Origin of the sequence: Providencia sp. PROV122, from assembly GCF_028482365.1 — a bacterium.
Taxonomy (GTDB): Bacteria; Pseudomonadota; Gammaproteobacteria; order Enterobacterales; family Enterobacteriaceae; genus Providencia; species Providencia stuartii.
This window is the reverse complement of the sequence record NZ_JAMPQI010000006.1, coordinates 226287-241988: the sequence shown is the minus strand read 5'-3', so window position 1 is coordinate 241988 and position 15702 is coordinate 226287. Positions and strand designations below refer to the sequence as shown.

The following is a 15702-nucleotide window of genomic DNA, read 5'->3' as shown; positions in this document are numbered from 1 at the left end:
GTTCCGCTATATTACAACCAGTAATTAGAAGCTTAGACCTGCTCCCACATACCAACCGTCAGCAATTTTGTTGCTTGGGTTGTCATGCGTACCTTTAATATCGATGACACGGTAGCCTGCATCAACTGAAAGCGGTTTAAATACAGTATAGCGTGCGCCGACTTTTGCTTCGGTATAAGATTGACTTCCCGATGTTAATGATGCCGGAGCACCATAAGCTTCACCATAAATATTCAAAGAAGGCATCACTTGCCATCCAAGACCGGCTCCACCTGCTAGCGCCATGCCATCTTTATTGTCTTCAGGTGATAAATATAAGGCTTTACCACCAACATAGGCTGAAAATGGACCTAGAGGCAAACCAAAGGTTGCGCCTAAGCTACCCATTTGACCATCATGATCACTACGCGCCCATGAGCCATCAAATGCAAGGCCTGCGCCTTTAGTACCAATGCCTGCATTGAGTTCAGTATAATGCTTACCCACATTTGCATTAACAGAAACAGCTTGTGCAGCCCCGACGAACATCATTGATGATGCTGCCGCTGCAACGAGAAATAATCCTTTACGCATATCATTGCCCCATTAATAGAAGTTATTTAGTCATACTACAATATATAAATCCAATTCTCAGTAGTTATTACTGTTTTTTACTTTTCAGTCATTAAAACAACACCATTCACAACGACGCTGAGTATTCCTATTGATTTTTAATCAGTTATCACAGTAATTGGTACTATGTATTAGTTATACTTTAACTAATCAACTATAATCCAATGATAATAAGGCATTATGCATGGAAAGCATTATATTTCGAACGAAATAAATGCATTTTTTAGTTTTATTGTCTATAACTTACTGGAGTATTGTGATGAAAAAGAAAGGTCTCACGACTGCATCTGGCGCACCTGTTGTTGATAATAATAATGTGATGACGGCAGGCCCTCGCGGCCCTATGCTATTACAGGATGTTTGGTTTTTAGAAAAATTAGCCCATTTTGACCGTGAAGTTATTCCTGAGCGCCGTATGCATGCTAAAGGTTCAGGCGCATTCGGTACTTTTACTGTTACACATGATATTACCCGTTATACCCGTGCAAATATCTTTTCTGCTGTCGGTAAACAAACGGATATGTTCGCACGCTTTTCAACGGTTGCCGGTGAACGTGGTGCGGCAGACGCTGAGCGTGACATCCGTGGTTTCGCATTAAAATTTTACACAGAAGAAGGTAACTGGGATCTGGTTGGTAATAACACCCCTGTGTTCTATCTGCGTGACCCGCTGAAATTTCCGGATTTGAACCACGTGGTTAAACGCTGCCCATACAGTAATATGCGCTCAATGGCTTATAAATGGGATTTCTTCTCTCATTTACCAGAATCACTTCATCAATTGACCATTGACGTGAGTGACCGAGGTATACCTCGTAGCTACCGTCATATGCACGGTTTTGGTAGCCATACTTATAGCTTTATCAATGATAAAAATGAACGTTTCTGGGTTAAATTCCACTTCCGTAGTCAGCAAGGCATTGAGAACTTGATGGATGATGAAGCAGAAGTGATCATCGGTAAAGATCGTGAAAGTTCTCAGCGTGACCTGTTTGATGCCATTAATAAAGGTGACTACCCACGCTGGAAGCTACAAATTCAAGTGATGCCAGAAGCCGAAGCGTCAAAAGTGCCTTATAATCCCTTTGATCTGACTAAAGTATGGCCTCACAAAGACTATCCATTAATTGATGTCGGTTACTTTGAATTAAATCGTAACCCTGCTAACTATTTCTCCGATGTTGAGCAAGCTGCCTTTAACCCAGCAAATATTGTTCCAGGTATCGGTTTCTCTCCGGATAAAATGTTGCAAGGTCGTTTGTTCTCGTATGGCGACACTCAGCGTTATCGTTTAGGTGTTAACCACTACCAGATCCCTGTTAACGCACCACGTTGCCCATTCCATAACTATCATCGTGATGGTGCAATGCGTGTTGATGGTAACAGTGGTAATGGTGTGACCTATGAACCAAACAGTGCAGGTATGTTCCAAGAGCAGCCTAATTTCAGTGAACCACCATTGACGCTTGAAGGTGCAGCTGATCATTGGAACCATCGCGAAGATGAAGACTATTTCAGTCAGCCGCGTGCATTATATGAACTGCTTGATGATGCAGAGCATCAACGCATGTTCAAACGTCTTGCAGGAGAGTTGATTGAGGCTTCTGAAGAGACACAAAAACGCCAAATTGACCTGTTCAAAAAAGTTCACCCTGAATATGGTGCGGGCGTAGAAAAAGCGTTAAATGCCCTTAAATAATCACGCTTAGTTAAACGTCAGGCTCTTATCTTGAGCCTGACGTTTATTATGAGCCATGCCGGAAATTAGTGATTAGTTTGCACTATTGACGAAACAAGCCCATCTAACTCTGACGATGCTTTATCACCCCTGTTTTCATCAAAAATAGATAAACTACAGTCCTGAATTCTCTTTTGACTGAATAAGGTCGGGTTGCTGTAACACCCAATTTTTCACTTGCTGGCGCGATACCTTAATACCGCTTCCTTTTAAGCTATTCTCTAATAGAAAAAAATGAGCAGGATATTGAAAAGGCGCTAGTTTGCCTTTTAGCCAACCTTGAATGGTGTCTAATTCACATTTATCGCTGAACTCAATCACGGCAACAGGCCTTTGACCAAACTCCACATCATCAATTGGAATAATAAAGCTTTGACTCACCGCTGGATGGTTATTAATCACCGCTTCAATATCTTCCGGTTGAACACACTCTCCACCACTAATAAATAAGTTATCCAGCCGCCCGATCACATGATACTCATCGTCGATATATGCGCCTCTATCATTGGTTTTGAACCAACCTTCGATAGTTTTTAATGGAATCATTTTTCCATCAAACCAATATCCCATCGCTTGGCTCTGTGAACGAACCTGAATTTCTCCCTCGACTAAGCGCAACTGTTTCCCTTTAAGTGGAAGGCCAACCCCTTTCTTACCATCTGCACGTTTTGCACAGACGGTCGAAGCCATTTCTGTCATACCATAACCACTCCAGCAATCAATGCCTCTATGTGAGGCAAGATCAGTCAATGCAGTCGGGATCGTCGCGCCACCAAGTAAAACCTGTTTTAAAGATAGTGATAATGTTTCCGTTTGATTGAGTAACCGCCACAATTGTGTCGGAACCAAAGACGCATGGGTAACCGTTTGTAATGCTTCGATAAGCGGTGTTGAGCGTATTGCTAGTTGCGCTCCGCGCAGCAACCAACGCCATAAAATACCTTGCCCTGAAACATGAAATAACGGTAAAGAAAGCAGCCAGCAATCATGCTGTTGGTAATCCATCGCCTGTAACACACCATTTGCACTATCGAGGTGAGCAAGCACATTATGCACTGCCGCCTTTGGTAACCCCGTAGAGCCAGATGTTAAGATCAAAGTGGCGGGTTGGGTCTTCGCATGAGAAAAGTGAGGCAGATGGTGTTCCCACTCATGCGCCGTTACCGCTCGCTCTGACACGGCTAAAATTGGGTAAGTAAACTTAGCCAGTAAACCATCATCAAAATCGATAGCAAAATCAATATTCAGATGTGGTAACAGTTCTGCCAGTAAAGACTCAGGTAAACGAGGGTTAAGAGGCAAAACTTTCGCCCCACAATACAATGTTGCAAGTTGGCTCAATAACAGTTCTACACTATTTTTACCGCGCAACACTACGGTTTGTCCGTCACGTAAACCCTGTTGAGTAAAGTGATAAGCGAGCCTCATCACTCGTTGATTCAGTTGTTCCCATGTCAATGGCTCAATATCGGTAATTAATGCCACTGCTTCAGGTCGATGACTGGCCCAATGTTGCCAAGGCCAGTCTTGGAAAAATACTAACTCTGCCATTCGATAGTCAATTCATCTAATTGCTTCACTGGAAGTGAACTATTTGGCCACGTGCGTATCAGTTGAGACTGGATCAAATCTAATGTGTCCAACCCTGGTAGCGTATTAGGCGTTAATGCATTAGCAATGCGCGCTAACTGAGTCAAACCAAAACTACTTTCAATCGATGAGCTGATCACCGCTTGCAGACCGTGATGATGAGCCTCTGTGACTAATTGGCGGCAATAAGCAAGGCTACCGGTTAACATCGGCTTGATCACAATCGCCGCAACTCCCGGTTGAGGCTCCACCCTAAAACCAGCCTCACGCACACTTTCATCCCATGCAATGGCAATGCCAGTATCTGCGGCATATTGCAGTGATTCTTCCCGTGTTTTACAAGGCTCTTCAAGGAAGTCAATACGATCGCGATAAGCAGGGTTTACATATTTCGCAAAGCCATCTGCTTTTGCACGCGTCCAGCTACGATTAGCATCAAGACGTAATTTTAGGTCAGGCACCGCTTCCAGTAATAGGTTCGCCACCATGCCATCACGTACCGCCTCATACAAGCCGACTTTGACCTTAGCGATTTTTTCGCCTTCCATTGCACTTAGACGCAAAATCAAGTCATCAGGATCACCACTACACAATGGTGCTTTGCGGTAGTCGGCTTGCTCAGGAAGTTCCCCCGATAATTCGGCCAATGCACAACTACAACCAAAAGCTACCGACGGTAACAGGCTTTCCGCTAGTGGCTTACCACTTACCCACTCGGCAAGCCGATGTTTGGCTTCTTCTGTTGCCTCCGCCAGCGTTTCTTGGCTAAATTCGGGGAGCGGTGATATTTCCCCCCACCCTTCATTATCCCCTTCTTGTAAGCGAACCAACAACCCATCGCGAGTTTTCAGGCGTTGGTAGCGCAGGATAACGCCTGCCTCCATCGGCAGGCTAAACGCGTAAAGTGTTGCCTTACGCATTATGGATTACGCTTATATTTAGAGAAATCTGGCGCACGTTTTTCATTAAACGCATTGCGTCCTTCTTGACCTTCTTCTGTCATATAGAACAGCATAGTTGCATTGCCAGCCAACTCTTGTAGGCCTGCCTGACCGTCACAATCTGCATTGAGTGCCGCTTTCAAACAACGTAGTGCCATTGGGCTATTTTCAAGCATTTCACGACACCAGCGTACGGTCTCTTTTTCAAGAGAGGCATATGGTACAACCGTATTCACTAAGCCCATTTCCAATGCTTCTTGAGCGTTATACTGGCGGCACAGGAACCAAATTTCACGCGCTTTTTTCTGACCAACAATGCGTGCCATATAGGATGCACCCCAGCCACCATCAAAAGAGCCTACTTTAGGACCTGTTTGACCAAAAATCGCGTTATCCGCGGCAATCGTTAGGTCACACATCATATGTAATACGTGCCCACCCCCAATAGCAAAGCCAGCCACCATCGCCACAACAGGTTTTGGACAAGTACGAATTTGGCGTTGGAAATCTAGGACGTTGAGATGGTGAGTACCACTTTCATCACGATACCCGCCGTAATCCCCACGAATTTTTTGGTCTCCCCCTGCACAGAATGCTTTTTCGCCTTCACCCGTCAAGATAATAGTACCGATTTTATCGTCATAACGCGCATCAGCTAACGCTTGGATCATCTCTTTTACGGTCTGTGGGCGAAATGCGTTACGCACCTGTGGACGGTTAATCGTAATCTTTGCAATCCCTTCTGACGACTTGTGATAGAGAATGTCGTCAAACCCTTCTGAGCAATCTTGCCATTCGATTGGGGCATAGAGTTTTTCTTCGCTAGGATAAATCATTATCAAGTTCCTTTAACCACAGTGTGATAAAAAATGATGAAGTGCAGTGGCATAGCCATACGGATTTTCCCGATGAGCATTATGCCCTGCATTATTAATTAGCGTAATCGGCAAAGCATATTGTTGCGAAACGCTTCGAAATTTTTGATCTTGTTCACCACAAAAGTAGCGAAATGGCATCGTAAGCTGATACAGTTTGTCCACCAAAAAAGGCTGTTTAGACAAAGAGGTACTTTCTAACATATCAGCGACAGCTAAGGGGTTATTGTGCTGTCTTAACAAGATTAATTGTTGGCGTTGGCTCGCAGTTAAATGTGCAAATACAGGTTGTTGATACCAATCATTTAACACTTGGCAAATCGGCTCGTGGCGAAAACGTTGCGCCCAATGGTGGTCGTTGGTGTAACGAGACTCCCGCTCCGATGAGCTATTTAGCCCAACATTTCCTCCTTCAATTACCAACCCACTTAAACCTGCTGGTTGGCGATAACAAGCCGTATGCATAGCAAGGCGTGCACCCAACGAATATCCAATAAGGTAATAATGTTGAATACCATGATGTTGTAAAAGTTGAACCAACTGCTCATCAAAATCAGCAAAACTTTGGCAGCTTATAGACTGAGATAATCCATGACCGGGCAAATCAACACGCAATGACGGGAAGTTAGGGCACAGTTCCACCATCGGCAGCCATTCATCGGCGCTACCGAGCAGCCCGTGTAACCACACTAACCAAGGCCCCGAATGATGTTCATTGTGTCGATAAGCCGCTAACATCAGAAACTGCCTACCTCATCAAGTAACTGTTTTAAAGTTCGCGCACCTTCGTCACTCTCGGTGTTTAATTCAATCAACAATGTCCCTTGTTGGTTATACCAAAATTGTTCAACAGTGGTTTTTAGAGAGAGCCAATCTTTAGGTGCTGCGTACTGCAAGCCAAACATCAGTGCCGCATGCTGAAAGTGAATATTTTGTGGCATACAATAATACTGCTGCCTTGCCGCTTCAGGCGTAGGTAGCATAGAAAATATCTGCCCACCGTTATTATTCACCACAATTAAAATCGTTGGCGCTGAAGGCGCTCGCAATAAAGCGAGGCTATTGAGGTCATACAGTGCCGAAAGGTCACCAACAATCCCCAAGGTCGGCTTGGTGGTTGCCCGCTGGACACCAGACATTGTTGAAATTAGACCATCAATACCACTGGCCCCCCGATTACTATAAACCGGATAACCCACGGGTAATTGCGCCAAAGCATCAATTAGCCGAACAATTAAGCTATTACCCACAAATAACTGCCCTTTTGGCGGCAGTAGCGCTGGTAATTGATGCGCAATCGCGGCTTCAGAAAAGTGATTGCGTAACTTTGTACTCACATGCCGTTGTGTCTGCTCAGCCAACGAGTAAAGATCTTCACACCAAGCCCCTCTTGGTTGAGCGGGATGAGCATCAAGCCACCCTTTAATTGAGCATGTTAATTTACGTCCGTAGTGATGAGCGGGGTCAAGGCGTTCTGGGATCGTATCAATGATCCAGTATTCTTGTGGATGGCACTGTGCTTGCCATTGAAGTAGGCGTTTTCCTGTTAAGCTCGAGCCGAATTGTACCACCAGTTCAGCTTCATTAAGTCGCGCTTTGGCCTGTGGATGAGCTAACCATAAATCTGCACAAGGATAAGGTTGCCCTGTTTGTGACAACACATCGCTAATTAACGGCCAGCCAAGTTCCTTCGCCCAGTTTGCAACACGCTCACCATCTTGACTATTCATACGACCCGCAATAACAACCCCTTTTTTCTGACGCCAAAAATACCAGTCAGAAATATGGGCAACGGTGTTGGTTAAAGGCTCGCTTAACCAAGGTAAATTAGAATGCCACCAATCGCCAAGTTGTTGCTGCCATTCATAATCTCCTTCCGTTTCACCATACAGCGGCTCAGCAAATGGGCAGTTAATATGGAAAGCGCCGTGGTGTAGTTGATTCATCCCATTATCAATGGCACTGACTAACCATTTCGCCGAAATATCACGAGTTGGTCGGGGTAACATCAAACTTTGTGATGGGTGTGACGCAAAGATATATGTTTGGCGAATAGCCTGATTCGCGCCACAATCGATAAGCTCCGGCGGTCTATCTGCCGTCAAAAAAATGACTTTTTCGCCAGTCAGTCCGGCTTCAATTAGGGCAGGATAGAGGTTAGCCACTGCGGTTCCTGAAGTGACGATCACGCCGACAGGCTCAAGGCTTGCTTTTGCTAAACCTAAAGCTAGATGCCCCAAGCCTCTTTCATCAAAATGAGTATGGCAGTGAAGCTTATTGTTATTCGCTGCTGCTAACGTCAAAGGTGTAGAGCGAGAACCAGGCGCAATACAAATATGTTTCATACCGTGGCGGGTGAGTGCTTCGATAATAATCTCAGCCCAACGCATATTAAAAACAGAATTCGACATAATGAGCTCAATAAGTTGTTTATTATCAGTAAGTGTAATGCGCTTGATATAAATTTCTTGATCTTAGAACAATTTTTAGTGAACTAATTGAAACCAAAAGAAAAATAACCATATTATATTTGTGGTTTTTCAGGGGGTTCAAGTAGAGATTTAAGCCCCGCAGCTTTATTTTCAATTTCAATCCATTCTTGTTCCGGATCAGAATCACTGACAATCCCAGCCCCCGAGAACAATGACAACCGTTGATGTTCAATTTGAGCACAGCGTAAGGACACGGCGAACTCACTTTTATTTAAGCTAACGAAACCTCCCGTTCCAGCGTACCAGCGGCGCGAGAAAGGCTCATGTTCCGTTAAAAACTGACGAGCAACCGTTCTCGGCAACCCACATACCGCAGCAGTAGGTTGTAAACGCTGTAAACATTCACTGTCTGAAGGTGACACTAAAGTTGCGGCAATCGAACGATAGAGGTGTTGGATCTTGCGTAGGCGAATCACTTTCGCGGGGGAAACATCAATACCCGTTACAATACCTTGTAACTGCTGGCAAATATCGTCCACGACCACTAAGTTTTCGTGTTGGTTCTTACTGTCTTCCATCAACCATTTTGCTTTTTCAGCAGCAATCGCGTCATCAGGATGATTCGCGACTGTACCTGCAAGTGCCTCCGAATTGAGTTGTGTACCTTGTCGTAGATACAAACGCTCCGGTGTTGAGGACAGAAAACCTGTTTCTTGGCTTAATGCCATCATAAAATGGTAGCATTGAAAATTAACTCGTTGGCTTGCCGCTAAAAATTCCGCCACAGAAACGGGTTGTGACAACGTCAATTTCGTTTCACGCGCCATCACAACTTTTTCCATCTCCCCCGCTCTCATTTTCGTGATAGCTTTATTTAATAGGTGGCACCACTGCGCCTTTTCAGGGAAATGTTCATGACCGATAATTTGTGCATTTAAAGGTGGCAATGTTGCCGCTGGCTTGAGCTGCTTTAAAAATGCGATTGCGGCTAAACGGTCATCTTCACCTTTGATATTAAGATAGACTGATATTGATGAACGAACGCGAAAAATTTCTAAACGCGGTAAAAAGTAAAACGTTGCCTGTTGTTTATCGGCCAATGAAATTCCTTCACCAACCGCGTTCCAGCCATTTAAGCCCCATAAACGCATATCGGGATACTGGGCATGTAAAGACAAAAACTGTTCGGCCTCAGTGATTGCGTTAAATTCATATACAGTTCCCAGAGCGCTACACTCATCCGTTCCCGTGCGCTGATACCAATAGAACTGCGGATAACAGGATTGAGCCGATAGCCAAGCTAACCCAGGAAATGTAGAGTGACCATCCAATTGCCAATGTAGACGTATGAATTCTTGATTGCCCAATGCCAATGTTGACAGTTGATGAAGAATTTCAGTTATTAAATTATCTATTTTTTTATATACCACTTTAGATCCCTACTGCCACACTCAACAAAGACTATCGATAATTATATAGTGCAATATAATTTATTAATACATTGATTATTTCTGACAATAGGTGTTACGCCTCGTAAAATCAAATATGTATTAGTAATTTTTTATTACATCACCAATAAATCACTACGCATCTTATTGTATAGATTAAAAAATTTAACTTTAATTATTTACTTGACTTATATCAATCTTTATCTTCAAGATCACACAAAAACACCATTTTGTTTTTTTACTTGATGGTTATTTGTTAATCATATTTGTACAAAGTAAAATAATCATCATCGGGTAACAATACGGTAAGTATTCAAATACGTCACATCACACTAAAAAAACATTAATTATAATTACGATATTAAAAAATAAAAAAATGATATGACAAAAACAATGCTCGCAGAGTTAATATTTATTATTCACTCTCTTAACGCGTCAAAGAGTGACATAATATTTTTATCTTAGAACATTTAATATAACTTCCTGCACTTTTATGATTAGACATTTCAACATTTAATCATAATGAATTTATTATCGATTATATTAGGTCGTCAATTTATAATATATATTTTCATATTTTAGTATCTACTTTTAGGCGATCCTTAAAGTAATTTATTCTTAACTATACGGGGTAAATGCGAATCTAATGTTTTATCATGGGTGATAAATTGCTTAGAGATAATACTATTTTTAGCTCTATCATTTTTATCGCATCACTCATATTTGTGATTTTCTGTTGTCTACCTTTTATTTCAACCACAATACTTAATTGGAAATGAACCATTATGAGTGAAATAACTTATGACAAAATAATTGAAAAAGAGAATATAGGAGCGGCAACTCTTGCATTATTAACCAACCAAGACCCTCACTCTGCTCGCCCCGCCGGCATTTTTACTCACCAAGATTTAGTGAATATTCATCGATATACCCATTTTGCCCTTTCATTACCAACATCAACATTAGAAATCCATTCATGGCTAAAAATTAATGAATCAACTGATTTACCCATAAAAATTAGCGCACTGACTGAGGTTATTCAATTAATTCACACCCATGCCAACGGTTGGGATGGTGTCGAACAAGAAGTTAAACAACAATCTATTAATTTATCACTGATTAGTCGAAATATTGTTCAGACTGGAAATCAAATCATTGAATACATTAATGATATGCCTATTATACAGCAAATAGCCAATAGCATTGACGACTTGTCAGCCGAGGCGCTAGATGGGCTTACTTACCAAAATGATGACCAGCAAATTGCCACAGAATTATTAAGCATACTGAATCTCATCCAAGATGATATTAAAATGCAAGCCAATAAAACTTCTAGGATTAAAAATACTATTTCTGACTTTCGAGCACATATTATTGGAGGTGCTTTATCTAATAATCAACATGTTGATTCTTTATTATTTAAAGTTAAGTCAATTTATTTGCAATTAGATTCTATTGATGATATTAATTCTGAATCACATCTTTTTGAGAAAGTCACTTTACTCAAAAAAGAGGTATTAACACTCGAAAAAGAATATGACCATTTTGTTAAGTTAAGCTTTACAGGCCTTGCTGGTGGTTTAATTGGATTACTGATTACAGGAGGGATATTCGGCAGCAAAGCTGAAAAAGTCCGCCATCGAAAAAACGCATTACTTAAAGAAATTGTTGAAATCAATAACAAACTCAATAAAGATCGCTTTATTAAAAAAGTTATTTTTGATATTCAAGTACATTTACAGAAGATTGAAGGCTATTTTAAAGATGCAAGATTAGCAGTTGACCATTTAGACTATATGTGGCTTGTTATTTTGACCGAAATTAAGCAGTCAATAGAAACTTTTGCGCGTATTGATAATGCTGCCAACCTTTTAAAGTTTATTGCTCGTTTCAAAAAAATTATCACCGCATGGGCGTCTGTGCAAACTTACTCAGAACAACTCATTGAACTATTTGATATTAAAATGACACATTACTCTCATGCTTAATAAAGGTAATACTATGCACCAAACCGTAAATTTCCCAGTTTTACCTGCTATTGAGTTTTATCAGGTAAGAATGCTCATTAATAAAATTAATAATTTTAATCATAACATTCTAAGTTACGATCCGAGCATTTTTAATCGAATAAAACGGATTGCTACTCAGGCAGAAAGTCTCAATGAGCAAATCAGAAACTCATTGCCAATAATGAAATTAAAAACTCGTTATATCATTGATAGTACGATTAGTGAGCGATTTTCAAGTCAGGATGTTGATGACTTAAAGGGAGGTCAACAGGATTTAGAGTTAACAGAATTTATCGATGACTTTACTGAGCTTAAAAATGAGCTAGAGAAGCTAACGGCACCTTTACGTACCACAAGCGATTATCTATTGGCATTACAATTAGAAGAAGCAAACCACCTTAAAAGTGAGAGCTATCGTAACCTACAAAATCGCCTTTTATTACTGGCTAACAATAATCAAAAGACATTGGATGAGTTTAACCAAGAGTTAATTGCTATTGTTAAAGCTGAAGAAGTTATCTTAAATTACAAGCTAGCGGATTTATTTGATCATGTTTTTCCTGATATATCGCTCATTGAATCATTAAATATCCCTCCTTCTAAAAAAGATCTGCTAAAAATTGCGATTGCCTGTGCCAAGCGCTTACTCACTATCCTTGACAATGGCTTAGATTTTATAAAATTGGTCAATTTTCGACTCTATTTGGTCGATCAAATCGCTGTTTTAAATGAGAAAGACCAGCAGTTTAAAAAGCGCATTGATAAGCTGACACACCTACTTATGCTCACTAAAGATATTTCAAAAATAGATGAGCAACGACAAGATGTGGCTGCCCATTTTCAGCAGTTACAATCTTATTTAACGCAATGGATTGACTATATGCAGACATGTTTAGACGAGCAGACGTTTAATATCCATAATGCCATCAAATCTTGTGAAGCCTTTATGGACTTTATTAATGAAGCCGAATATCAATATCAGCGCCAATTAGCTGATTAAAAAAAACGGCTACTGAAAAGTAGCCGTTTATTTTTACTGTAATGGCGGTGAAGATTAAAGCGGGCTCACAGCCAATACCATATAGGAGAGATTGATAAGCGGTTGCGGCCATACCCCTAGCAGGATCACGATAATTGCACAGATAGCAGCAACAACTGTCCCGAAAGTGGCTTTTTCTGGCCCAGTATAACGATCTGCATGTTCTGCATCACGGCTATACAAGCTTGCCATAAAGCGTAGATAGTAGAATAGACCAATCGCACTACCTAAGACCACGGCACCAGTTAACCACCATAGCTCTGCCTTCACTGCGGAAATAATCACATAGAATTTACCAATAAACCCTAATGTAATCGGTATACCAGCCAGAGAAAGCATCATCACGGTAAGCACTGTCGCAAGTACAGGCTTATGCCAGAACAGCCCGCGAAATGCACTCAAGTCATCTTGGTCATCGCCACGATATGGGCTAGAAATAATGCTGATCACACCAAAGGCGCCCAAACTTGCAAACAGATAGCCGACTAAATAGATAGCGACAGTGACTTGGGAATCTGTTGGGGCGGCGCGTAATGCAACTAAGGCAACCAGCAGGTATCCCATGTGAGAAATGGACGAATAACCAAGTAGGCGTTTGGCACTTTTCTGAGTGATAGCCATCAGGTTACCAAACAGAATCGAAGCAATAGCGATGACGCTAACAACAATCGCCAATGTATTACTTTGAGCAGCAGGCGCTTCCATAAAGATACGCATTAATACTGCAAAGATACCAATTTTACTTCCCGTTGCTAAGAACGCGGATACCGGAGCTGGAGCACCTTGGTAAACGTCTGGAGTCCATAATTGGAATGGGAACAGTGATAATTTAAAACCGAAGCCTACAATCAACATCCCCAAGCCAATCAACACCAATGGCGCATGGATTTGGCTATCAGAAAGACTCTGACCCACAGCCGCAAAGCTTAAGCTGCCTGATTCTGCATACAGTAAGGCGATACCAAAGAGCAAGAAAGAAGAGGCAGCGGCAGATAACAGCATGTATTTGATACCTGCTTCCAGCGAACGTTTACGTTCAAAGGTGTAAGCCACAAGACCAAACAAGGGTAAAGAGATCAATTCAATACCAATGAACATGGATGCCATGTGGTTAGCCATTGAAAGTAAGACGCCCCCTGTTACCGCAATCGCCAGTAACAGATGGAATTCTTCTTTATTATCATTAAAGCCTTCCAACCAATGGAAAGCAAAAATGCTGGTTGCCATACCCGCAATCAGGACCAATGCGCTGTAGAACATCGCATAGCCGTCAACACGAATAAGCGGAGTGACTTCTATTGGCAGCCCCTCTGCAATAAAGAACAGAGATAGCAGCGCAACGGCGAAGCCGAATACTGTCAGTGTGGCACTTGTTAGGTGATCGCGTCGCCACGCAATGGACAGCATCACAACCACCGCCGTCAATCCGACGATCAATAGCGGGAGTATTGCGATCAATTGTTGAAGTGTTATTGTCATGGCGAATTACGGCCTTAATGTTGTAAGTGAAGCAGTGTACAAGTTATGTAATGTTTCCATCGCACCCTCTGAAGTATCCAGAATTGGTTGTGGATAGAAGCCAATAATAACCAGTAAAACAGCCAGAGCCAGCAGCACACCAAATTCACGTGCTGTTAACCCTTTCATTTCGCTCTCGGATTTTGGTGTACCGTAGTAGGTTTGTTGCATCATCCACAATGAGTAGACAGATGCGAACACCACACCAAAGACCATGATGCAAGTCACCAGCGTAAATTGGCTGAATGTACCAAACAGGATCATGAATTCACCGATAAAGTTACCTGTGCCCGGCATACCTAAAGTTGCAGCGGCAAAGAACAGTGATAAACCCGGTAACCATTTAATACGTTTCCATAATCCACCCATCATGCGCATATCACGGGTTTGTGTACGCTCATACAACTGCCCGCTGATGATAATTAATGCTGCACCTGACAAGCCATTTGTGATCATTTGGATCACTGCACCTTGGTATGCAAGAACAGAGCTAGCGTAGATTGCCACCGTCACAAATCCCATGTGAGACAAGCTACTGTATGCAGCAAGACGCTTAATGTCTGTTTGTTTAAATGCAAGCCATGCACCGTAGAAAATGCTGATCACACCAAGTGTCATCGCAATAGGTGTAAACTCGATCGATGCTTCAGGGAACAGAGGTAGTGTAAAACGCAACAGGCCGTAAGCCGCTGTTTTCAACATGATACCTGAGATATCCACAGAGCCTGCTGTTGGCGATTGCTCTTGGGTATCCGCCATCCAACCGTGGAATGGCACTAATGGCATCTTAACCGCAAAGGCAATAAAGAAGCCTAACATTAGCATAAAGCCAACGGTGCTAGACATCTGAGTACCAAGCAACTCATTGTAGTTAAATGTCCACACAGAGGTGTCGCCGAAGTGGACTAATGCTAATCCAACAATCGACACCAACATAATCAAGCCACTCGCTTGTGTGTAGATAAAGAACTTAGTTGCAGCGTTAATATGCTGTCTGTTTTCTGCTCCTTTGTGCCCCCAGTTAGCAATCAGGAAGTACATTGGGATTAACATCATTTCCCAGAAGAAGAAGAACAAGAACAGGTCAACCGCCGTAAAAATCCCCATCACACCTGCAATAATCCACAGCAGGTTAAAGTGATAAGCACCTTGGTTGGCTTGGTTTTCACTCCACGAACTGAGGACTGAGAAAGCCCCCATGATCGCGGTTAGTACCACCATTAACAGTGATAAGCCATCAATCGCCAGATGGAAATTAATACCCAGCATTGGGATCCACGGCATTGAATATTCCACTTGCCATTGTGGAACACCTTGTGGATTTACCAGAGAGTAATCTCCCTGTAGCCATAACAAGATTGATAATATTAATGTTATTCCCATTGAAGCCAGCGCAACCCAACGTGGTGCGCGGTGGCTAAACCGGTCAGCCTGCCAGCTTAGCAGGCCACCGATGAAGGGAATGAGTATTAGCCAGGGTAATAGCATGGCGCAATGTGT

General features: G+C 42.2%; 12 protein-coding genes. 3 read left to right on the top strand and 9 right to left on the bottom strand.

Annotation, left to right across the window (positions count from 1 at the left end; all coding sequences use genetic code 11):
• Positions 1-24: 24 nt before the first annotated feature.
• Positions 25-573 (bottom strand): YfaZ family outer membrane protein, encoded by a 549-nt coding sequence (locus PSE69_RS05990; protein WP_004921080.1) that lies wholly within the window; start codon positions 571-573, stop codon positions 25-27.
• A gap of 298 nt (positions 574-871) precedes the next feature.
• Here PSE69_RS05990 and PSE69_RS05985 point away from each other — a divergent pair, with 298 nt between their 5' ends.
• On the top strand, positions 872-2311 hold the full coding sequence (locus PSE69_RS05985) for a catalase (protein ID WP_121874921.1): 1440 nt from the start codon (positions 872-874) through the stop codon (positions 2309-2311).
• 153 nt (positions 2312-2464) lie between these two features.
• Here PSE69_RS05985 and menE read toward each other — a convergent pair whose 3' ends face one another.
• The 6 genes from menE to PSE69_RS05955 form a co-directional block, all read right to left on the bottom strand.
• Positions 2465-3901 carry an o-succinylbenzoate--CoA ligase gene (menE, locus tag PSE69_RS05980; RefSeq protein WP_104873572.1) on the bottom strand — a complete coding sequence of 479 codons (1437 nt, stop codon included), beginning with the start codon at positions 3899-3901 and terminating at the stop codon, positions 2465-2467.
• The gene (gene menC, locus PSE69_RS05975; protein ID WP_040133286.1) at positions 3889-4860 is read right to left on the bottom strand and encodes an o-succinylbenzoate synthase; all 972 of its coding nucleotides are present in this window, start codon (positions 4858-4860) and stop codon (positions 3889-3891) included. Before menC ends, menE begins: the two co-directional genes overlap by 13 nt.
• Positions 4860-5717 carry a 1,4-dihydroxy-2-naphthoyl-CoA synthase gene (gene menB, locus PSE69_RS05970; RefSeq protein ID WP_004921088.1) on the bottom strand — a complete coding sequence of 286 codons (858 nt, stop codon included), beginning with the start codon at positions 5715-5717 and terminating at the stop codon, positions 4860-4862. The genes menC and menB overlap by 1 nt, the downstream gene beginning before the upstream one ends.
• Before the next feature lie 12 nt (positions 5718-5729).
• The gene (gene menH, locus PSE69_RS05965) at positions 5730-6494 is read right to left on the bottom strand and encodes a 2-succinyl-6-hydroxy-2,4-cyclohexadiene-1-carboxylate synthase (RefSeq protein WP_014656254.1); all 765 of its coding nucleotides are present in this window, start codon (positions 6492-6494) and stop codon (positions 5730-5732) included.
• On the bottom strand, positions 6494-8167 hold the full coding sequence (menD, locus tag PSE69_RS05960; protein WP_076914120.1) for a 2-succinyl-5-enolpyruvyl-6-hydroxy-3-cyclohexene-1-carboxylic-acid synthase: 1674 nt from the start codon (positions 8165-8167) through the stop codon (positions 6494-6496). Before menD ends, menH begins: the two co-directional genes overlap by 1 nt.
• Before the next feature lie 113 nt (positions 8168-8280).
• Positions 8281-9618, bottom strand: coding sequence for an isochorismate synthase (locus PSE69_RS05955; protein ID WP_121874922.1), 1338 nt, complete (start codon positions 9616-9618; stop codon positions 8281-8283).
• A gap of 803 nt (positions 9619-10421) precedes the next feature.
• Between PSE69_RS05955 and PSE69_RS05950 the strand changes: the two genes are divergently transcribed.
• Entirely contained in the window at positions 10422-11624 is a 1203-nt protein-coding gene (locus tag PSE69_RS05950; RefSeq protein ID WP_121875166.1) for an alpha-xenorhabdolysin family binary toxin subunit A, read from the top strand.
• Positions 11617-12645, top strand: coding sequence for an alpha-xenorhabdolysin family binary toxin subunit B (locus tag PSE69_RS05945; protein ID WP_272675155.1), 1029 nt, complete (start codon positions 11617-11619; stop codon positions 12643-12645). Before PSE69_RS05950 ends, PSE69_RS05945 begins: the two co-directional genes overlap by 8 nt.
• Before the next feature lie 54 nt (positions 12646-12699).
• Here the strand turns inward: PSE69_RS05945 and nuoN are convergent, their stop codons facing one another.
• Together nuoN and nuoM are read right to left on the bottom strand one after the other, a co-directional pair.
• On the bottom strand, positions 12700-14163 hold the full coding sequence (gene nuoN, locus PSE69_RS05940) for an NADH-quinone oxidoreductase subunit NuoN (RefSeq protein WP_004921103.1): 1464 nt from the start codon (positions 14161-14163) through the stop codon (positions 12700-12702).
• 6 nt (positions 14164-14169) lie between these two features.
• Complete coding sequence (nuoM, locus tag PSE69_RS05935; protein ID WP_004921104.1) at positions 14170-15690, bottom strand: NADH-quinone oxidoreductase subunit M; 1521 nt, start codon at positions 15688-15690, stop codon at positions 14170-14172.
• Between the last annotated feature and the right edge of the window lie 12 nt (positions 15691-15702).

What these genes read in the sequence shown, in the direction of transcription:
- PSE69_RS05990 (WP_004921080.1), bottom strand. Translation starts at nt 573, where the DNA reads ATGCGTAAAGGATTATTTCTCGTTGCAGCGGCAGCATCATCAATGATG.
- PSE69_RS05985 (WP_121874921.1), top strand. Translation starts at nt 872, where the DNA reads ATGAAAAAGAAAGGTCTCACGACTGCATCTGGCGCACCTGTTGTTGAT.
- menE (WP_104873572.1), bottom strand. Translation starts at nt 3,901, where the DNA reads ATGGCAGAGTTAGTATTTTTCCAAGACTGGCCTTGGCAACATTGGGCC.
- menC (WP_040133286.1), bottom strand. Translation starts at nt 4,860, where the DNA reads ATGCGTAAGGCAACACTTTACGCGTTTAGCCTGCCGATGGAGGCAGGC.
- menB (WP_004921088.1), bottom strand. Translation starts at nt 5,717, where the DNA reads ATGATTTATCCTAGCGAAGAAAAACTCTATGCCCCAATCGAATGGCAA.
- menH (WP_014656254.1), bottom strand. Translation starts at nt 6,494, where the DNA reads ATGTTAGCGGCTTATCGACACAATGAACATCATTCGGGGCCTTGGTTA.
- menD (WP_076914120.1), bottom strand. Translation starts at nt 8,167, where the DNA reads ATGTCGAATTCTGTTTTTAATATGCGTTGGGCTGAGATTATTATCGAA.
- PSE69_RS05950 (WP_121875166.1), top strand. Translation starts at nt 10,422, where the DNA reads ATGAGTGAAATAACTTATGACAAAATAATTGAAAAAGAGAATATAGGA.
- PSE69_RS05945 (WP_272675155.1), top strand. Translation starts at nt 11,617, where the DNA reads ATGCTTAATAAAGGTAATACTATGCACCAAACCGTAAATTTCCCAGTT.
- nuoN (WP_004921103.1), bottom strand. Translation starts at nt 14,163, where the DNA reads ATGACAATAACACTTCAACAATTGATCGCAATACTCCCGCTATTGATC.
- nuoM (WP_004921104.1), bottom strand. Translation starts at nt 15,690, where the DNA reads ATGCTATTACCCTGGCTAATACTCATTCCCTTCATCGGTGGCCTGCTA.